20 protein-coding genes are annotated in these 17,900 nt (G+C 58.2%); 8 read left to right on the top strand and 12 right to left on the bottom strand.

Annotation, left to right across the window (positions count from 1 at the left end; translation table 11 throughout):
• Positions 1 to 34: 34 nt before the first annotated feature.
• The 9 genes from TG4357_RS13435 to ectA form a co-directional block, all read right to left on the bottom strand.
• Positions 35 to 814 (bottom strand): ATP-binding protein, encoded by a 780-nt coding sequence (locus TG4357_RS13435; protein ID WP_058263502.1) that lies wholly within the window; start codon positions 812 to 814, stop codon positions 35 to 37.
• Positions 815 to 867: 53 nt separating this feature from the next.
• The gene (tatC, locus tag TG4357_RS13430; RefSeq protein WP_058263407.1) at positions 868 to 1,788 is read right to left on the bottom strand and encodes a twin-arginine translocase subunit TatC; all 921 of its coding nucleotides are present in this window, start codon (positions 1,786 to 1,788) and stop codon (positions 868 to 870) included.
• On the bottom strand, positions 1,785 to 2,237 hold the full coding sequence (gene tatB, locus TG4357_RS13425; protein WP_058263406.1) for a Sec-independent protein translocase protein TatB: 453 nt from the start codon (positions 2,235 to 2,237) through the stop codon (positions 1,785 to 1,787). The genes tatC and tatB overlap by 4 nt, the downstream gene beginning before the upstream one ends.
• A gap of 4 nt (positions 2,238 to 2,241) precedes the next feature.
• Complete coding sequence (locus tag TG4357_RS13420; RefSeq protein ID WP_058263405.1) at positions 2,242 to 2,454, bottom strand: twin-arginine translocase TatA/TatE family subunit; 213 nt, start codon at positions 2,452 to 2,454, stop codon at positions 2,242 to 2,244.
• Positions 2,455 to 2,633: 179 nt separating this feature from the next.
• A complete protein-coding gene (locus TG4357_RS13415) occupies positions 2,634 to 3,716 on the bottom strand; it encodes an ABC transporter ATP-binding protein (protein WP_058263404.1) in 1,083 nt (360 codons plus the stop codon).
• A 188-nt stretch (positions 3,717 to 3,904) separates the two neighbouring features.
• The gene (locus tag TG4357_RS13410) at positions 3,905 to 5,329 is read right to left on the bottom strand and encodes an aspartate kinase (protein ID WP_058263403.1); all 1,425 of its coding nucleotides are present in this window, start codon (positions 5,327 to 5,329) and stop codon (positions 3,905 to 3,907) included.
• Between the two features lie 4 nt (positions 5,330 to 5,333).
• Entirely contained in the window at positions 5,334 to 5,735 is a 402-nt protein-coding gene (locus tag TG4357_RS13405; RefSeq protein WP_058263402.1) for an ectoine synthase, read from the bottom strand.
• A 5-nt stretch (positions 5,736 to 5,740) separates the two neighbouring features.
• Positions 5,741 to 7,027, bottom strand: a complete 1,287-nt coding sequence (gene ectB / locus TG4357_RS13400; RefSeq protein ID WP_058263401.1) for a diaminobutyrate--2-oxoglutarate transaminase — start codon at positions 7,025 to 7,027, stop codon at positions 5,741 to 5,743.
• A 57-nt stretch (positions 7,028 to 7,084) separates the two neighbouring features.
• Positions 7,085 to 7,615 (bottom strand): diaminobutyrate acetyltransferase, encoded by a 531-nt coding sequence (gene ectA, locus TG4357_RS13395; RefSeq protein ID WP_082644150.1) that lies wholly within the window; start codon positions 7,613 to 7,615, stop codon positions 7,085 to 7,087.
• A gap of 216 nt (positions 7,616 to 7,831) precedes the next feature.
• Here ectA and TG4357_RS13390 point away from each other — a divergent pair, with 216 nt between their 5' ends.
• On the top strand, positions 7,832 to 8,314 hold the full coding sequence (locus tag TG4357_RS13390) for a MarR family winged helix-turn-helix transcriptional regulator (protein WP_058263399.1): 483 nt from the start codon (positions 7,832 to 7,834) through the stop codon (positions 8,312 to 8,314).
• Between the two features lie 54 nt (positions 8,315 to 8,368).
• Here TG4357_RS13390 and TG4357_RS13385 read toward each other — a convergent pair whose 3' ends face one another.
• Complete coding sequence (locus tag TG4357_RS13385; protein ID WP_058263398.1) at positions 8,369 to 9,148, bottom strand: SDR family oxidoreductase; 780 nt, start codon at positions 9,146 to 9,148, stop codon at positions 8,369 to 8,371.
• A gap of 181 nt (positions 9,149 to 9,329) precedes the next feature.
• Here TG4357_RS13385 and TG4357_RS13380 point away from each other — a divergent pair, with 181 nt between their 5' ends.
• From TG4357_RS13380 to TG4357_RS13365, 4 genes are all read left to right on the top strand, one after another.
• Positions 9,330 to 10,343 carry a Hint domain-containing protein gene (locus tag TG4357_RS13380; protein ID WP_058263397.1) on the top strand — a complete coding sequence of 338 codons (1,014 nt, stop codon included), beginning with the start codon at positions 9,330 to 9,332 and terminating at the stop codon, positions 10,341 to 10,343.
• A 167-nt stretch (positions 10,344 to 10,510) separates the two neighbouring features.
• Complete coding sequence (locus TG4357_RS13375; protein ID WP_058263396.1) at positions 10,511 to 11,350, top strand: universal stress protein; 840 nt, start codon at positions 10,511 to 10,513, stop codon at positions 11,348 to 11,350.
• Between the two features lie 166 nt (positions 11,351 to 11,516).
• On the top strand, positions 11,517 to 13,124 hold the full coding sequence (locus TG4357_RS13370; protein ID WP_058263395.1) for a peptide chain release factor 3: 1,608 nt from the start codon (positions 11,517 to 11,519) through the stop codon (positions 13,122 to 13,124).
• Positions 13,121 to 13,738, top strand: a complete 618-nt coding sequence (locus TG4357_RS13365; RefSeq protein WP_058263394.1) for a hypothetical protein — start codon at positions 13,121 to 13,123, stop codon at positions 13,736 to 13,738. Before TG4357_RS13370 ends, TG4357_RS13365 begins: the two co-directional genes overlap by 4 nt.
• A 17-nt stretch (positions 13,739 to 13,755) precedes the next feature.
• On the opposite strand, the gene TG4357_RS13360 is transcribed toward TG4357_RS13365, so the two are convergent.
• Positions 13,756 to 14,760, bottom strand: coding sequence for a GT-B fold glycosyltransferase domain-containing protein (locus tag TG4357_RS13360; RefSeq protein WP_058263393.1), 1,005 nt, complete (start codon positions 14,758 to 14,760; stop codon positions 13,756 to 13,758).
• Positions 14,761 to 14,854: 94 nt separating this feature from the next.
• On the opposite strand from TG4357_RS13360, the gene TG4357_RS13355 reads away from it, so the two are divergent.
• The 3 genes from TG4357_RS13355 to TG4357_RS13345 all read left to right on the top strand — a co-directional run bounded on the left by TG4357_RS13355 (position 14,855) and on the right by TG4357_RS13345 (position 16,627).
• Complete coding sequence (locus tag TG4357_RS13355; RefSeq protein WP_058263392.1) at positions 14,855 to 15,409, top strand: hypothetical protein; 555 nt, start codon at positions 14,855 to 14,857, stop codon at positions 15,407 to 15,409.
• Positions 15,410 to 15,472: 63 nt separating this feature from the next.
• The gene (locus TG4357_RS19545) at positions 15,473 to 16,012 is read left to right on the top strand and encodes a helix-turn-helix transcriptional regulator (protein WP_058263391.1); all 540 of its coding nucleotides are present in this window, start codon (positions 15,473 to 15,475) and stop codon (positions 16,010 to 16,012) included.
• A gap of 144 nt (positions 16,013 to 16,156) precedes the next feature.
• On the top strand, positions 16,157 to 16,627 hold the full coding sequence (locus tag TG4357_RS13345) for an SRPBCC domain-containing protein (RefSeq protein WP_082644149.1): 471 nt from the start codon (positions 16,157 to 16,159) through the stop codon (positions 16,625 to 16,627).
• A 189-nt stretch (positions 16,628 to 16,816) separates the two neighbouring features.
• On the opposite strand, the gene TG4357_RS13340 is transcribed toward TG4357_RS13345, so the two are convergent.
• On the bottom strand, positions 16,817 to 17,896 hold the full coding sequence (locus tag TG4357_RS13340; protein WP_082644148.1) for a tyrosine-type recombinase/integrase: 1,080 nt from the start codon (positions 17,894 to 17,896) through the stop codon (positions 16,817 to 16,819).
• Positions 17,897 to 17,900 lie beyond the last annotated feature (4 nt).

Raw genomic sequence — 17,900 nt, 5'->3', positions numbered from 1 at the left:
ACCTGTTTCAGGTTTCGCCCTTTTTTTTCCGGTTTCAGATCCGCACGCCCTGACGTCCGGCCAGATCGGTGAAATATTGCCATGCGACCCGGCCCGACCGCGCCCCGCGCGTCGCCTGCCATTCGATCGCCTCGGCCCGCAGCACATCGTCTTCCACCGCCACGCCGTAGGCATCGCAATAGCCGCGGATCATCGCCAGATATTCGTCCTGGGTGCAGGGATGGAACCCCAACCACAGCCCGAACCGGTCGCTCAGCGATACCTTTTCTTCCACCGCTTCAGAGGGGTTGATCGCGTTCGACCGTTCGTTTTCGATCATGTCGCGCGGCATCAAATGGCGGCGGTTCGACGTGGCATAAAACACCACGTTGTCGGGCCGCCCTTCGATGCCACCATCCAGAACCGCCTTCAGCGATTTGTAATGCTGGTCGTCATGCGAAAAGCTCAGATCGTCGCAAAACAGCAAAAACCGGTGCCCGCTGCCGCGCAGCAGGTTCATCAGCCGCGACACCGATGGCAGGTCTTCGCGTTGCAACTCTACCATCTTGACCGGGTGGCCGCGGGTCGCAATCTCGGCATGGATCGCCTTGACGATCGACGATTTGCCCATCCCGCGCGATCCCCAAAGCAGCGCGTTGTTGGCCGGCAGCCCTTGGGCGAATTGCAACGTGTTGGCCAATAACGTGTCGCGGGTCCGGTCAACCCCGATCAGCAGATCCAGCGCGATCCGGTTGACCTTGTCCACCGGTTCCAAACGGTCCGGGTCGACATGCCAGACAAAGGCGTCGGCAGCGTCGAAATCCGGCGCAGCCATCGGCGCCGGGGCGATCCGTTCCAGCGCCTCGGCAATCCGTTTCAACCGTTTCTTCACGCCTTGTCCTCGCTATCGGCCTCGTCATCGGCATCGAATTCGGCCATCAGAGGGTCGTCTTCCTCGTCTTCGTCGTCGTAATAGCCTTCGGCGCGCAGCGTGTCTTCGCGTTTGGTTTCCACCCGCGCGACCAGGAAGATCGAAATTTCATACAGACCGTAAACCACGACAAACAGGATCACCTGCGTTGTCACATCCGGCGGCGTGACCAAAGCGGCCACCACCAGAATGCCCACGACGGCATATTTGCGGGTACTGCGCAGACCGGCAGCAGTGGCCAACCCGGCCTTGCCCATCAGCGTCAGCAGGACCGGCAATTGGAAACACAGGCCAAAGGCCACGATCATCTTCAACGTGATGTCGAGCGTCTCATTGACCTTGCCGTTGAACACGATGTCGATGCCGCTATCGACGGTTTGCGCCACGTCTTCACCGCTCAACAGCGCCGAAACGAAAGACGGAAAATCGGAAAAGCCAAGGAAAAAGGCCATCGCCAGCGGGATCACCACGAAATGCGCAAAAGAAGCGCCCAGCAGGAACAAAGCCGGCGACGCGATCAGGAACGGCAGGAAGGCGCTTTTTTCCTTCCTGTACAATCCCGGCGCCACAAAGCGCCACAACTGATGCGCAATGACCGGGAAGGCCAAGGCCAGACCACCAACCATCGAAATGCGGATCAGGGTAAAGAAATATTCCTGCGGCGCGGTGTATTGCATCACCGGATTGGGATTGCCCAGATCGCGCATGGTTTTTTCGATCGGGATCAGCAGGAAATCAAGGATTGCACCGCCAAAGGAAAAACAGATCACCATCCCGATGATAAAGGCGATCAGCGCCCGGATCAGCCGGGTGCGCAGCTCGGCCAGATGTTCGATCAGGGGCGCGCTGCTGTCATCCAAATCATCGGTGTTGGTCATGCCTTATCCTCGGCAGGGGGCTGTTCTGCCGCTTGGGCGTCGGCTGTCACGTCGGGCGTTGGGGCTTTGGCTGCGGCTTCGGCATCCAGACGAGCCTGTGCCTTCTTGGCGCTGGCATCATGGATTTTCTTGGCGGCATCGGCCCGGTCTTCGTCCAGGTCGCCATCGGCCCCGGGGGTCCAGTCTTTGAAACTGCCAGCGGCATCCTTGACCTTATCAAGACCGAACTGGGTAGGATTCGCCGCCGCTTTCAGGCCTGCGGTCACATCCTTGACGCCAGATTCATCCGCGGCCTGATCCATCGCGCGGCTGAATTCGCGGGCCATGCCCTTGGCCTTGCCAACGAAATTGCCGACCGTGCGGAACAGCCCAGGCAGATCCTTCGGACCCACGACGATCAACGCGACAACGCCGATCACCAGCAGCTCGCTCCCACCAAGATCGAACATTGGCTCAGACCTTGTCCTGTTCGCTTTCCGGGGTCACGTCTTTGGCCTCGGCGGCCTGATCTTCGATTTCCTTGCTGCCATCGGTGACGCCTTTCTTGAAGGCGGTGATGCCTTTGCCGACTTCACCCATGAGCGAACTGATTTTGCCACGACCGAAAAGCACCAGAACGACGACGGCGATCAGCAGAAGGCCGGGAAGGCCGATATTGTTCAACATTGTGTCTCTCCCTTGACCGGGCCTCATCTCTGGGCCCTGATAAATCACTTAGAGTATTTAATGATGAACGCGGCCGGTTAAAAGAACCAAAGCGCCGCAAGGGGGCGGTTTTTTGCCTGACGCTCAAGACTGCGGTGGCTCAGTACCCAAAACTACGCAGGAAATCTGTGGTTTTGGGATCAACCGGCGGGAAAAACGAAACAGCGGTCGCGCCGAAACATCAGCCACAGCACCCGGCCCGGATTGGGCAAAAACACGTTGGGCACCGTCGCCTTAAGGATCGACCCGTCGTAATCCATCCGAATCTCGATCAGGCTTTCGGCCCCCATGAACCGCGCCCGCACCACTTCGCCGCGCGCCGCCGCCCCGTGTTGCGGCGTCGGCAGCGGGCCTTTGCCGCTGCGATCGAATTCGATTTTCAGATGCTGCGGACGGATGACGATTTCCACCTCGTTGCCATCCGGCACCCCGGGGGCCAGAAACTGACCGAACGGCGTTTCGGTCAGCGCGCCTTTGACCTTGCCACGGATCACGTTGATATCGCTGAAAAAGGCCACCGCCTGTTTGTCCCTTGGGGCGTTGTAGATATTATAGGGGGCACCTTGCTGCACGATCCGGCCATCGCGCATCAGCGCGATTTCGTCGGCCATCCGCATCGCTTCTTCGGGTTCATGCGTGACCAGCAGAACCGCCGCATCTTCCTGTTTCAGAATTTCCAGCGTCTGATCGCGGATATCGTCGCGCAACCGGTTATCCAGCCCGGAAAACGGTTCATCCATCAGCATGATCTTTGGCCGGGGGGCTAGGGCCCGCACCAAGGCCACGCGCTGCTGTTCGCCGCCCGACAACAGGTAAGGATAGCCATCGATGAACCGCGTCAGCCCGACCTTGTCGAGCAATTCTTCGACTCGGGCGCGTTTCTGCTCTTTCGATCCGGCCAGACCAAAGGCCACGTTGTCGCCCACGGTCAAATGCGGGAACAGCGCGAAATCCTGAAACATCAACCCGATATGGCGGCGTTCGGGCGGCACCCGGAACACCGTGTCGCAAATCAGGTTGCCATCGACGTAAATTTCGCCTTCGTCCTGCATTTCCACCCCGGCGATCATCCGCAGCGTGGTGGACTTGCCACAGCCCGACGGCCCCAGCAGACAGGTCACTTGCCCCGGGCTGACCTTCAGCGACACGTCGTTGACCACCGGCTGACCGTCGAAGCGACGGATCAGATTGCGGATTTCAAGACGGGGAGGGATGGCGGACAAGGGCGTTTCCTGGGTTTCCGATCAAATTCATCGGGTTTCCCAATTCCTTAGCAATCCTCGGGACAGGGCACAAGTCGGCAAAATGTCAAACCGCGCTGCCCGAATCCGGCCAAACACAGCAAACCGGGGTAGGGGGCGCGGCCGGACAGCGGAAACCGCCGCTGTCCTCGCATGTCTTCTGGTCCCGGTCAGGCCGCCTTGCACAGGGCCTGCGCCGCATCGGTGATGAACGCGTCATGCAACGCCTTGATCACCGGTTTCAGATCGTCGCGTTCAAGGATGAACTGGGTATCGACATTGCGCGGCCCCTGACTGGCACCGATCGATTCAAGCCCGTGATCCGCGATTGCCTGCAACCCGCGGGTCAATACCGACAACCCGCTCAGATCGCGCCCGATCACCGATGCCAGCGCCAGTTTGCGGCTGGTAATCAGGGCCTGCGGATAAAGCGCCGCCAGATCCTTTTCAACCCGGCGCATCGCTTTCAGCGAGGTGTCGAGATAGTGGGTAATCGTGTTCGCGTTCGACACTTTCGACACGATGCGCACATCATGCCGGGTCAACACGTCAAGGATCGCGGCGTCATAGCCTTTGACCCCGACCATGTCCTGTTCGAACAATTCCAGCGCGATGATATCAAGCCCGGTAATGATTTCGACACCGGGATGATCCGCTGGCTGATCGTCGATCAACGTGCCCGGATCGCCGGGATCAAAGGCATTGGTGACGCGCAGCGGCACCTCGGCCTGACGCAGGGTTTTCGCCGCCTTGGGGTGGATCGCTTCCATCCCCATATTCGACAATTGGTCGGCCACGTCGTAATTGGTCCGGCCCAGCTTGCGCACCGCCTCCGCTCCGACCAGCTTGGGATCGGCAGAGGACAGATGAAATTCCTTGTGAATGATCGCTTCGCGTGCGTGCGTCAGCGCGGCAAGACAGGAAAACGTCACCTCGGAATAACCGCGGTCGAATTCACGCATCAAACCTTCGGCGCATTGCGCATAACCGGTCACGATCGGCATTTCGACCGCCGGGTCGATCCCGTCCATCGCGTTGCCGATCCGCTGTTCCAGCGTCACTTCGCCATCGTCGCGCCAACCGGACAGATCGACCAGCCGCGCATTGATCCCGTGGCGTTGCAGCATCAAGGTGGTGACCAGCGCGGAATGCGCCTCGCCCAGCCCCGACAGCAATTCACGGATCTGCAACATATGTTCGGCCAAACGGAAATGGCCATAGGAACACAACCGTTGCAGATCGATCAGGCAATTGCGCGCCCCTTCGATCCGGTCCTGCACAAAGGCACCGGCCCGTTCGCGGTCGGCATCGTGATCCAGAACCGCATCATGTGCCTTGGTCATCGCCACCGCGACCCGGTCCAAAGCTTCATGCCAGCTGTGATCGGAATCGGCATTGGCAAACAGGGCATAAACCCCAGCTTCGCCGGTTTTCTTGTGTTCCAGCAACAGGTTGGTGATTCCGGCAAAGGCCGACACCACGAAAACGCGCCCGTAAAGCGACTCGTCTTTCCGCTCGGCGGTGAACAACGTGTCTCTCAGCACGTCCAGTTTCGACATGGACGTGCCACCGATTTTTTCAACAGTATGCGCCATTGGTTCAGTCCACCAATGCCTCCGCCGGGGCGTAGGAACCGTCTTCACGGTGAACCTCGGTGCCAGTGACCGGCGGGTTGAAGACGCATGCCATCACCAGCTCTTCTTCGGCGCGCAGGATATGGCGGTCATGCTTGTTCAGCGCATACATCACACCGGGGGTGATTTCATGGGTTTCGCCGGTGGCCAGATCGGTGATCGATCCTTTGCCCTGCATGCAATACACGCTTTCGAAATGGTTCTTGTATTCGAACGTGTGTTCCGATCCGGCTTCAAGAAAGGTGATGTGGAACGAAAATCCCATCCCATCTTGGGCCAGCAGCATCCGCACGCTGGTCCAATGCGCGTCCGATACGACGCGGTCTTTCTCGTCTTGAACGATCTTGTTGAAATCTCTGACAATCATCTTGGTTACTCCGCCGCGATTTTGATATTGACGCTGCTGTCGTAAACGGCATTCAGCAGCAGGTTCAGCCCCTTGCGCAACAGCGTGTCCGGGGTCGTGATCGGGGCCAGGATCTTGACCACCTCATCCTTGGGGCCCGAGGTTTCGATCACCAGGCCCTCTTGATAGGCGCGGCTACAGATTTCGCTGGCCAACTCGCCCGAGCCGACATCGACCCCGCGCATCAGCCCGCGGCCCTTCAGCGTCGCACCGGGCACCATTTCGGCAATCGCCGCCAACGCCGCCACGATCATCCGTTCCTTTTCCGCCAACTGGTCGCGGAAATTGTCATCGGCCCAGAATTTTTCAATCGCGATCCGCGCGGTGACAAAGGCATGGGTGTTGCCGCGGAAGGTGCCGTTATGTTCTGCCGGGCCGAAAATGTCATGTTCGGGCCGTACCAGCATCAGCGCCATCGGCAGGCCGAAGCCCGAAATCGATTTCGCCATCGTGATGATATCCGGCGTGATCCCCATCCCGTCGAAGGAAAAGAAATCACCGGCGCGGCCGCAACCGGCCTGAATATCGTCGATGATCAACAGCGCGCCGTGCTCTTTGGCCAGCGCCGCTACCTTGCGGATCCATTCGGGACGCGCGGCATTCAGCCCGCCTTCGCCCTGCACGGTTTCCAGGATGATCGCCGCCGGGGCATCAACCCCCGAAGACGGATCCGACAGCATCTTTTCCAACAAGGTGCTGGTGTCGAAATCGGCGCCCAGATAACCATCGAACGGCATCCGGGTGACGCCGTTCAACGTCATGCCCGCACCGCCACGGTGGTATTTGTTGCCGGTCGCGGCCAGCGCCCCCATGGTGACGCCATGAAACCCGTTGGTGAATGAAATCACATTGGTGCGCCCGGTCACTTTGCGCGCCAGCTTCATCGCGGCTTCGACCGCGTTGGCGCCGGTCGGGCCGGTAAACATCACCTTGTGGTCCATCTCCCGCGGTTCCAGGATATGGGTTTCCAGCGCCGCCAGAAACCGCGCCTTGGTATCGGTATGCAGGTCCAGACCATGGGCGATTCCGTCGCCGGCGATGTGATCGATCAGCGCCGTTTTCATATCGGGGTCGTTATGGCCGTAATTGAGCGACGAACAGCCCGCCAGAAAATCGATATAGCGGTTTCCATCAGCGTCGATCAGCTCGGACCCGGCGGCCTTTGCGAACACGGCGTCGAAACCGCGGCAATAGGACCGTGCTTCGGATTCACGGCGTTGAAATACAATTGGATCGGACGGAGACGTCAGCATATGACTTCCTTTTGGTAAGTTTATCAGTGAGTTGAAAACCGAGGGGCGCAGCATGGCTCAGGCCGCCGCGCGCATCCGGTTCTTCAGCGAAATCGTGACCATGTTTTCGGTCTTGTGCAGATCCCGAAAATGCAGCGCCTGCGTGAAATAGGGCTGCGAAGTAAGTTCGGCATCCTTGATCCCGGCGAATTTGCGGAACAACGCCCAAGACGCGGCATTGTCGCCGGTGATCGTGGTCTGGACCCGCTCGACATCTTCGCAGACATCGCGCGCCAGAATGTTTTGCAACATCACCGCGCCCAACCCCATGCCGCGCGCCTGTTCGGCGACGGCAACCTGCCAGATGAACAAGGTGTCCGGATCGTGGGGCAGGATATAACCCGAAACCCAGCCGACGGTTTCGCCATCAAGCTCGGCCACCACGCAGGTATCGCGGAAATGATCGCACTGGATCAGGTTGCAATACATCGAATTTTCGTCAAGCGGCTGGCAGCTGCGTACCAGCTCCCAAATATCCGCCCCGTCTTTTGCGTCGGGTTTGCGCAGGGCCGGTAAAGCCGTGCCTGTCATTCCGCGTGTATGTTGCATGGATCTAGGTGCCTCCATATTGCTTTGATTGGCTAACTAACATGCGGAAGCAAAAACTTCAACAGGCGAAGCGAAATTGCCGCACGCATGTTCAATATTCCGAATAAATCTTTATTAATCAGCAGAATAAATGCTTCGATATTCTAAATGAAAGACGCGTTGTCTTTCTAAGTATTATTCCTTATATTTGGTGAGTCACACAGCAGGAGGCGAATTATGGACCGTGTTGATGTCAGCCTGATCGCTCTGCGCCGCATTTTGCGGGCAACCGAACTCTTCAGTCGCGAACTGGCGCAATCTTCGGGCGTCACAGCCGTGCAGTTCCGGGTGTTGCAGATCGTTGCCGAAAAAGAACAAACCACCGCCAAGGAAATTTCGCTGCGGATGCGGGTGTCGCAGGCCACGGTGACGTCTTTGGTGGATAAACTGGTCCGTCAGAAATTGGTCAGCCGGGAAAAATCTTCGACCGACCGGCGTCAGACCAATATCGCGATGACAGAAGAAGGCTGGCAAACGATCAGCAATGCACCGGATCCGTTGCAACAGCGCTTCGTGCGGAAATTTTCCGCGATGGAAGATTGGGAACAGGCGATGCTGGTGGCATCGCTGGAACGGGTTGCCACCATGCTGGATGCCGAAGATATCGACGCCTCGCCGGTTCTGGATACCGGTGACATTCGCCGGGTGACGGAAATCTAGGGGTCAGGTCTAAAAACAGGGCGAAATCCGACCCGGATTTCGCCCCCCGAACGCTTACAGCGTCGCGTTCACCCCGCCGCCATCCAGCAGGATATTCTGACCGACGATAAACCCGGACAGTTGCGACGACAAGAAGGCGCACATCGCGCCGAATTCTTCCGGTGTGCCGTAACGCCCGGCAGGGATCGTCTTGCAGCGGTTGGCCTTGGCGTCCTCGATGCTGATCCCCTGTTGCTGTGATACCCCGGTGTCCAGCGACACCGCGCGGTCCGTGGCATGAATGCCCGGCAACAGGTTGTTGATCGTCACGCCGCTGCCCGCCACCTGGCGCGAGGTGCCGGCAACATAACCGGTCAGCCCGGCCCGCGCCGAATTCGACAGTCCCAGCACCGCGATCGGCGCTTTCACCGATTGCGACGTGATGTTGACCACGCGGCCCCAGCCGCGATCCATCATCCCCGGCACCAAAGCCTTGATCAGCGCGATCGGGGTCAGCATGTTGGCATCCAGCGCCTTGATGAAATCTTCGCGGTCCCAATCGGTCCACAGACCGGGCGGCGGACCACCGGCATTATTGACCAGAATATCAACCTCGCCAGCCGCTTCCAGCAACCGCGCACGCCCCTCTTCGGTGGTGACGTCAGCGGCGACAGTTGTAACCTCGACGCCATATTTCCGGCGGATTTCCTCCGCTGCCGTTTCCAGCGCCTCGGCGCCGCGCGCATTCATCACCAGATTGACACCGGCCTCCGCCAGGGCTTCGGCACAGCCGCGCCCCAATCCTTTGCTCGATGCGCATACAAGGGCTTTTTTGCCCGCAATTCCCAAATCCATGCTATGGATTCTCCTCAGTCTTCCTAAAATGCCGGTAGTGACTACCGTTAAGTATAGTGACCCCTCCATAAGGCAAATGCCAGCAAAAGGCCGTCCCATTGTACGTTTTGCGCCACATTCCCATCTTAACAAGAATACTCAGTAAGTACGCCTTCTGTATCGGTAAGAAAGTATTGTGCCCATGAATGACTTCATCCCCAGCTCCGTCTTCACGCTTCCGGTCTATCGCTCGGCGGCTTTGGTCGTGTCGCATGGGGCGAATTTGGGGGATCCGTTGTCCTTCGCCGATGAACTGGTGCTGGATGATACCTATTTCGTGCGCGCAGGTGCGCGATCGGCCCGTCTTGCCGTCGCGCCGGGGCGCAATGGCCGGTTTTCCATCACCGCCAATACCGAAACCGGAACCCCGGGGGCCACGATCCATCTCGACAGTTGCCTGACCTTCATGTCCTCCGAAGGGGCCACAACCGAAGTTCTGGTGCTGGTCGAAGTCGATGAACTGGGCCATGTCGCCGAAATCTATGCGCTGCCCTTCGCGCCGCTGCGGTCCAAGGATGAATTGGTGCTGGTCGGTATCGATACCGAAAACGCCCGCACCAAGCTGGGCGAAATTGCCTGTGTCAGCTTCACCCGTGGCACCCATATCACCATGGCGACCGGCGAACAGCGCAAGGTCGAAGATCTGGTGGCCGGTGACCGGGTGCTGACCCGCGATGACGGGCCGCAGGAATTGCGCTGGATCGGTCAATCCACGGCCCGTGCGCTGGGCGAATTCGCGCCGGTCCATATTGCCGCCGGGGCCTTGCACAATTGCAATGATCTTGTGGTCAGCCCGGAACACCGGCTGTTTGTCTATCAGCGCTCCGATGAATTGGGCGCGGGCCGGTCCGAATTGCTGATCAAGGCGCGCAATCTGGTCAATGGCACCACCGTGACCCGCACCGATGGCGGGTTTGTCGAATATTACCAATTGCTGTTCGACGATCATCAGATCATCTATGCCGAAGGCATCGCCGCCGAAACCCTGCTGGCCGATCTGCGCAGTTCGCCCGCCTTGCCGCCGGAGGTGGCCGAACGTCTGCAATCGGGACATCTGCGCCATTCCGACCGGTCCTATCTGGATTTCGACCTGCCCTCAGCCGCCAAAAGCGACGAAGACATCACCGAAACGCTGCGCCGCGCCTCGACCGGCTGATAACGGGCCGACAAAGGCGCTTTGCGCTTGATCGGCGTGTGGATTGCGTCGCCCCTTCGCGGGTCGAAAGGCGCGCCCGGCGATGCGAAAGCTGGCTTGATATCCCCGAAATCAAACATATCTAACAAATTGAAAATTTGTTGATTTGACGAATTACGGGGGGAAGTATGATCAATACCATTATCGCGGCAACCGATCTTTCACATCGTGGGGACTTGGCGGTACGCCGCGGCTTTGCCGTTGCGCGGGCGCTCAAGGCCCGGCTGATCGTGCTCAGCATCGTAGATGACGCCCTGCCGTTGCCGATCATCGCCGACATCACCCAAAACGCACAGAAATCGCTTGGCGCTTTCGCGCAGACCCTTGGGGACGGCGTGAAATACGAAATCCGGGTCGAACGCGGTGATCCCACCGGCGATATCGTTGCCAGTGTCGAACGGGAAGGGGCCGACCTTCTGGTCATGGGGCCGCATCGGGATCGAAGCTTTTTCGATCTCGTGCGCGAAACCACGGCGCAACGGATTACCCGCTTGGCCAAAGTGCCGGTGCTGATGGCCGCGGATCGTGATGAACGTCCCTATGAAACCATCGTGCTTGGCGCGGATTTTTCGCCGAACGCAACGGCCGGTGCCGGTTTGGCGGCACAGCTTGCACCCGGCGCACGCATCCTGCCGGTCCACACGATTCAAGTGCCCTATCGCGGCATGCTCGCGCAATCGGGCAATGCCGATGAATTGCTGCGCAGTTTCAGCAAGGAACCGATCCAGAACGACAGGCAATGGCGCGACAGCACGGATTTGCCCGATACGCTCGCCGACACCGTGATCATCGAAGGCGGCGCAGCCAGCGCCTTGGCCGACGTGGCGCGGCGTGAAGATGCCCATCTCATCGTCGTCGGGGCACATGGCCGCGTCGGTCAACACCGCGCCTTTCTCGGCAGCGTGGCAAGCGACATGATGCGCAACCCGCCCTGCGATGTTCTGATTGTCCGGCAACAGGGCACCTAGGCGCCTCTGCTCAGTGCCTCCCCCCCCGCCGCACAGGTGAAAACGCGGCGGGCGGGCGATCTGTACCGTTTCGCGCTACAAATGCCACAAATATCCTCAAAGCTTTGCAGCGTCGGGCCCCGCGCCAAGCTTGCCAAGTGATGCGCGCATCAATATATGCCCGATCATGTTAGACACCGCCTCAAATCGCCCCGAACTGCCGCCCGAAATTGCCCGCCGCCGGACTTTTGCGATCATTTCGCATCCCGACGCCGGCAAAACCACGCTGACGGAAAAGTTCTTGCTCTATGGCGGTGCGATCCAGATGGCCGGTCAGGTCCGCGCCAAGGGCGAAGCCCGGCGCACAAGGTCGGACTTCATGCAGATGGAAAAGGACCGGGGTATTTCCGTGTCCGCCTCTGCAATGTCGTTTGATTACAATGGCTTCCGATTTAATCTTGTGGATACTCCCGGGCACTCTGACTTTTCCGAAGACACCTATCGCACCCTGACGGCGGTGGATGCGGCGGTGATGGTGATCGACGGTGCAAAGGGCGTAGAAAGCCAGACCCAGAAATTGTTCGAAGTCTGTCGGCTGCGTGACCTGCCGATCCTGACCTTTTGTAACAAGATGGATCGGGAAAGCCGGGACACCTTTGATATCATTGATGAAATACAGGAAAATCTGGCGATCGACGTGACCCCGGCGTCGTGGCCGATCGGTCAAGGCCGCGATTTCATCGGCTGCTATGACATGTTGAACGACCGGCTGGAACTGATGGACCGCGCTGACCGCAACAAGGTGGCGGAAACCATTGAAATCAAAGGTTTGGATGATCCTAAACTGGCCGAAAACGTGCCCGCCGACCTGATCGAAAAGCTGCGTGAAGAGGTCGAGATGGCAAAGGAACTGCTGCCGAAACTCGACCCGCAAGCGGTGCTCGAAGGTCATATGACACCGATCTGGTTCGGGTCTGCGATCAATTCGTTCGGGGTCAAGGAACTGATGGACGGGATCGGCGATTACGGCCCCGAACCGCAAATTCAGAAGGCAGAGCCAAGACAGATTTCCCCAGAAGAAACAAAGGTTTCCGGCTTTGTCTTCAAGGTGCAGGCCAACATGGACCCAAAGCACCGCGACCGCGTTGCCTTTATCCGCATGGCGTCGGGTCATTTCAAGCGCGGCATGAAACTGACCCATGTGCGGACCAAGAAACCGATGGCCGTCACCAACCCGGTACTGTTCCTCGCCTCAGACCGTGAACTGGCCGAAGAAGCCTGGGCCGGCGATATCATCGGCATCCCCAACCACGGCCAGCTGCGCATCGGTGACACCTTGACCGAAGGCGAAGCGATCCGCGTCACTGGCATCCCCAGCTTCGCACCGGAACTGCTGCAAAACTGCCGCGCCGGCGATCCGATGAAGGCCAAGCATCTGGAAAAGGCGCTGATGCAATTCGCCGAAGAAGGGGCGGCCAAGGTGTTCAAACCGAATTTCGGATCGGGCTTCATTGTCGGCGTCGTCGGGGCGCTGCAATTCGAAGTTCTGGCCAGCCGGATCGAACTGGAATACGGTCTGCCGGTGCGGTTCGAACAATCGCAATTCACCTCGGCCAGATGGGTGCATGGTGACAAGTTGCCGGTCGATAAGTTCGTCGAAGCCAACAAGCAGCATATCGCTCGTGATCATGATGGCGACATCGTTTATCTGACGCGTTTACAATGGGATATCGACCGGGTTGAACGCGATTATCCGGATATAACCTTGTCTGCTACGAAAGAAATGATGGTGTGACACTGCAAAACCGCGTTTTGCCGACGGGGGAAATCGTGGCCGATCCGGCGCGCGGCTTGTTCACCGGCAATCGCGGAATTTTGCATCGGCCCGATGGGTCGCTTGGGCGGCCGCGCTGGCGGCACAAACACTGGCTTTGCTGCGCCTTGCGGTTCAAGGATCGCTATCACGGGCCAATGCCCGAACGCGGTTGGACGGCGCTTTTCTTCCTTGATGAAGCGGTGGCATTGGCCGCCGGGCACCGGCCCTGCCACGAATGCCGCCGCGCCGATGCGCTGCGATTTCGCAGCGCCTGGGAGGCGGCGCAGGGCCCGGTCGCACGGCTTGCCGATATCGACATCGCGCTGCATCCTGCCCGCGTCTGCCGTAACCGAAAACAAACCCGCTTCAAGGCTCGCGCCGAAACGCTGCCCGATGGTTGCTTTGTTCTGGCACCGGAACCGGCATTGGTGTTGGGGGATGTAATTATTTCATTTAGCACGAGTGGTTATGGGGCGAAGCGCATTCGACCAAGCGGGATCGTAACCGTCCTGACACCGGCCACAATCGTGCGGACTTTGGCAGCGGGCTACCGACCGGTGTTGCATCCGACGGCGTTCCGTTCTGCAATTTGACACCGACACGGGTTGTCTCAGCGCAGCCAAAGCCCGTTTTTCTTCAGCCGTTGCCGGATCATCTGTTCCCGGCGCGGCAGGTCTTCGCGGTCGAACATGTTGCGCGCCCTTTCGCCCTTGCCCTGATACACGAAGCGTTTGATCGGCTCATATTGCTTGAGCACTTTTTTGATCCGGTTGGGCGCGGAAATATCTTCTAGTAATGTAACCGCCTTGTCGCTTTCGCGTGCGTAAAGCATTGGCAATAAACGGTAATGGCAACTGTAATTCCCGTCCAGATACCCGTCTGGCAGGGCATCACGACCGCCGCCAAGTTTATGGATGACCAAAGGCAGTGCCACCTGATCGAGCCAGGGATTTAGCGACTGACAGATCAGCGGTTCAGGCGGATCCGTTTTGATCGACATCGCGTATTCGGCAAACAGGTCACCAAAAATCTTGGGACATTTGTAATAAAAGAACCCGGCGTTAAAATAGAGATACCTGCGCCAATATTCATCTGGCTGGGAAAGATCGAGCGAGCTTTCGAAATCCAGTCCGAAGCGGTCATAAAGTGATTTCCATATCTCGGAATAGCCCGGACCGTAGAGTTCCAGTTTCGGCCAGGTGCCTTCGACCCGCATCGAAGCCGCGGGCCGGTCGAAATCAAACGGCACTTCGGTCAGGTCGTCGAGGATCAGCGTATCGGTGTCGAAAAAGACAAAGGGTTCGCCTTCGGGCAGCGCCGCCAGCGCTTCAATCTTGTTGCCGTAGGGGTAGGATTGGCCGAAATGCCGACTTTCGAAGGGTAAAATTTCCGCCCCGAATTCCTTAATAAGTTCAATCACATAGGCGCTTTTGATGCTTGGATCGTCCGGCCACAATGGGCCCGGTTGCGGCATGGCGACAAAGAAACGGCCGAGAAAATCCGGATTTGTCGCAACGAACGAGGCGGCAAACAACAGCGCCTCGTATTGCAGCCGGTTTGACTGGCCAATGATGACGATGTTGAAAGGTTGGATTTTTGGTTCCGCTTTGGTCATACTCGGGCTGCCCTGACCTCGTTTTGTATCACTATAGGGGCAAGGCAGCCGCGAAAGAAGGGGCCGCTGCGTATTTTGCAACAGGAGACGATTAATGCTGAAGTTTTTCTTGATGATGATTGCGATGGCAGCTCAGGGCGGCGGCGAAGACGGCACGAAGTCCACCGGTCAGGCCGTAATCCAGACCACACAGACGACCGAAAGCATTGGCGTCGAAACTGCGCCTCAGGCTCAGGCGCAAGTTCAGACCCAGGCCCAAATTCAGGTTCAACCACAGCCAGTCGAAGCGCCCAGCGCTAAATTCACCACTGCGCAAGAAGTCCGCCCGATCCTTGGCATGACAAAAGCCAGTTGGATCGCGGTGCGCGAATATGACGGGCATGACATTGTCTATTTTACCCAATTGCTTAGCTGGCGTTGTGGATTGAATGCGATCCGCTATTCGATCAATGGCGGCCCGTTGCAGCTATATGATCTGCCACCTTGTCATGACGATACCGCATCCCCCAATGCCTTGGTTGCGGAAGAAGGGATGCCGATCATGGGATTGCCGCCCAAATCGGTGCAGCAGGTCTATGTCGAAATTTTTTATGATGACATGACAACCGATTCGGCCACATTTGACCGCAAGTCGGTGCTGATGCCATAGGGCATCAGCTTTTTGCCAAAATAGCCGCCACCAATTCGGGTAAAAGACGATTCAGCGGCGACCTTGGGGGAAAATTGTCTGATCGCGGGGCTGCTATTGGGGTTGTTGCAGGCAATCGGCGTCAAAGGGGTGCGGTTGTGGATCGGTGCGCGCGCGTTTGATCCAAAGACCCTGCAATGCGTTTCACTGCCGCCAGTCGAAAGACTGGAAACCTTTGTGATTACTTGGTGCGCGGATCGGGCAGGGCAGGGATTCTGTGAAATGGCTAGCCCTGCCGATGTTCCTGTCAACGACAGGCTGACCGATCTTCTTGCCAGTGATATCGGACGTAGCTGGAAACTGTGCGATGCGGCGCGCGATTTGGCCTTTTCGGAACGATCGTTGCAGCGTCGTTTGAGCGGGGAAGGGCGCAGCTTTTCTTCGATCCTGCGGCGGGCGCGGATGCGGGCGGCGACCGATCTGTTGACCCGCAGCAGCGCACCGTTGGCCGAAATCGGCTATTGCTGCGGATATGCCGACCAGGCGCATTTCCAGCGTGATTTCCTGCGCGTGACGAACATGACCCCGCGGGTGTTTCGTGGCATTTCCAGCGATATTTCATAAAGCTGAATCAGTTCTTTAGTGGATTATGGCTCTCTTTTACGGGGCCCGCGATTAGGCGCCGAATGCAGCGTAATCTGGCGCGAAATTTCAATAAAGTGATTGCTAAATAGGTCACTCTGCTGTTGTCAAACACAGGAGATAGACATGTTGAAAATGGCAATTCTTTCTACGGTTATTATAGTTGGGGTCGCGGGAGTCCGGGCCGATACGGTCAAAAAAGCCACCCGGATCGAAATCAATACCGCAATTGATTTGCCCGCATCGATTGATGCGGTTTGGCTGGTGCTGGCGGATATTGAATCGTATCCGCAGTGGAATCCCTATCACGTGCGTGTCGACAGGGTGTTACAACGGGGCCGGAAACTGACGGTTGATATTGTCAAACCCAATGGAAAGTCGCTGACCATACGTCCCCGCGTGTTGGAAGTCGAAGAACACCGCAGCCTAGTCTGGGACGGAGGACCGGCAGGACTATTCAGGGGCGAACATCGGTTTGATCTGGAACCGATCAACCCCGGTTGCACCCGTTTGCATCACACAGAGGTGTTTTCTGGTCTTTTCGTGTCCTACGCCGAATTGGATGCAATCGAGCCTGGCTACAAGCGGATGAATTAAACATTGAAGGCGCGGTTGAGCGAGGCCGGCTCGGGGAACGGGCGCTGACCCGAGGCCACCAGTCGTGGCTAACTGAGAACGTCCATATTTTTAAAGAGGAAGTGGTGGGCGACCCTGGCATCTTATGGGGTGCGTTTCAGCCTTGCTTTATTGACAGAAGTGTACCTCAATTTAGTGGTGCGGTACACTTTACCAATTCAGAAGGTTCAGCGCCTGGACGCCTTCGGCGGCCAAGGCGCGACGTTCAACGCCCTTGGTGTAAATCTCTGAAGTCCGCGCCTCGGTGTGCGCCATCACAGCCATTATCTGATGCTGTGAGGCCCCGCTTTCAGCCATCAGTTCTGCCATGGCCTTTCGGATCCCGTGCGAAGTCTTGTCTGGCAGTCCAGCTTGATCGCACCATTTGCGCACTTGGTTGCGCAGGCTTTCTGCGCTGGCAAAGGGGCGTCCTTTCTTCGACAGGATGTAGGCCGGGCCGATCACGTTGGTGGCTCTGGTCGCCTCGAAAAGTGGCGGTAGCATTGGGATCGACACGAAGGCGGATCCCTTCTTGCGCGGTTGCCATTCCAGCCAGACCTGCCCGTTCACCATCTTTTCGTTGCTGCGCCCAAGCCAGATCGAATCGCCAATCCGGCAGGCCGTGAAGGCTTGGATGGTAAGCCATAAGTGTGCGGTCGTGCCTTTAGGGTGCTTTTCCCGGAAGGTCTTCAGGTCATCGATCGACCACGGCACTGCGCCGCCCTTGGGCTTGCGGTTGATGATTCCGATTCCGACGGCTGGGTTGTAGCTGATTTCGCCGCGTTCCATCGACCAGGCGTAAACCGCGCGTATGGTCTTGATCAGGTTGTCTGCGGCACCGGGCCGATCGGCCCAAGCGTCGCGGATTTCCACGAATGCGCCGGTCGGGGCTTCAATGTCGAAATCGCCGTAGCGATTACCGTCCGTGTCGCGGTAGTCACAAAGACGGGTCAGGACGCTGCGGCGCTGGCGCAGGGTGGCGTCGGACATCTGCTGCGACGTCACCATGCGGTCGAGGAATTCAAGGTATCTGTCGCAGAGCCAGTCGAGGGATCGTTCCACCTTCGGCGTTTCGGTGGTTGTCCAGATTTCACCGGCGCGGGCGGCATGGTAGTGGTTCAGGAAGTCGTAGTGATCTGGGCCGACCGGAATGGTGATCTTGCGGGTCTTGTCACCCTCGACGCGCACCCGCCAACGGATTGATCCGTTGCGGTTCTTTTCCTTCAGCAGACCGGCCATCTTCACGCGCATGGTG

This window comes from Thalassovita gelatinovora (genome assembly GCF_001458355.1).
GTDB lineage: Bacteria > Pseudomonadota > Alphaproteobacteria > Rhodobacterales > Rhodobacteraceae > Thalassobius > Thalassobius gelatinovorus.
Note: the sequence above shows the minus strand (reverse complement) of the source record. Positions and strands in the feature narration are given on the sequence as shown.

Excerpts from the sequence above, each read along its gene's own strand:
- TG4357_RS13435 (WP_058263502.1), bottom strand. The coding sequence starts at position 814 with ATGGCTGCGCCGGATTTCGACGCTGCCGACGCCTTTGTCTGGCATGTC.
- tatC (WP_058263407.1), bottom strand. The coding sequence starts at position 1,788 with ATGACCAACACCGATGATTTGGATGACAGCAGCGCGCCCCTGATCGAA.
- tatB (WP_058263406.1), bottom strand. The coding sequence starts at position 2,237 with ATGTTCGATCTTGGTGGGAGCGAGCTGCTGGTGATCGGCGTTGTCGCG.
- TG4357_RS13420 (WP_058263405.1), bottom strand. The coding sequence starts at position 2,454 with ATGTTGAACAATATCGGCCTTCCCGGCCTTCTGCTGATCGCCGTCGTC.
- TG4357_RS13410 (WP_058263403.1), bottom strand. The coding sequence starts at position 5,329 with ATGGCGCATACTGTTGAAAAAATCGGTGGCACGTCCATGTCGAAACTG.
- TG4357_RS13405 (WP_058263402.1), bottom strand. The coding sequence starts at position 5,735 with ATGATTGTCAGAGATTTCAACAAGATCGTTCAAGACGAGAAAGACCGC.
- ectB (WP_058263401.1), bottom strand. The coding sequence starts at position 7,027 with ATGCTGACGTCTCCGTCCGATCCAATTGTATTTCAACGCCGTGAATCC.
- ectA (WP_082644150.1), bottom strand. The coding sequence starts at position 7,615 with ATGCAACATACACGCGGAATGACAGGCACGGCTTTACCGGCCCTGCGC.
- TG4357_RS13390 (WP_058263399.1), top strand. The coding sequence starts at position 7,832 with ATGGACCGTGTTGATGTCAGCCTGATCGCTCTGCGCCGCATTTTGCGG.
- TG4357_RS13385 (WP_058263398.1), bottom strand. The coding sequence starts at position 9,148 with ATGGATTTGGGAATTGCGGGCAAAAAAGCCCTTGTATGCGCATCGAGC.
- TG4357_RS13380 (WP_058263397.1), top strand. The coding sequence starts at position 9,330 with ATGAATGACTTCATCCCCAGCTCCGTCTTCACGCTTCCGGTCTATCGC.
- TG4357_RS13375 (WP_058263396.1), top strand. The coding sequence starts at position 10,511 with ATGATCAATACCATTATCGCGGCAACCGATCTTTCACATCGTGGGGAC.
- TG4357_RS13370 (WP_058263395.1), top strand. The coding sequence starts at position 11,517 with ATGTTAGACACCGCCTCAAATCGCCCCGAACTGCCGCCCGAAATTGCC.
- TG4357_RS13360 (WP_058263393.1), bottom strand. The coding sequence starts at position 14,760 with ATGACCAAAGCGGAACCAAAAATCCAACCTTTCAACATCGTCATCATT.
- TG4357_RS13355 (WP_058263392.1), top strand. The coding sequence starts at position 14,855 with ATGCTGAAGTTTTTCTTGATGATGATTGCGATGGCAGCTCAGGGCGGC.
- TG4357_RS13345 (WP_082644149.1), top strand. The coding sequence starts at position 16,157 with ATGTTGAAAATGGCAATTCTTTCTACGGTTATTATAGTTGGGGTCGCG.
- TG4357_RS13340 (WP_082644148.1), bottom strand. The coding sequence starts at position 17,896 with ATGCGCGTGAAGATGGCCGGTCTGCTGAAGGAAAAGAACCGCAACGGA.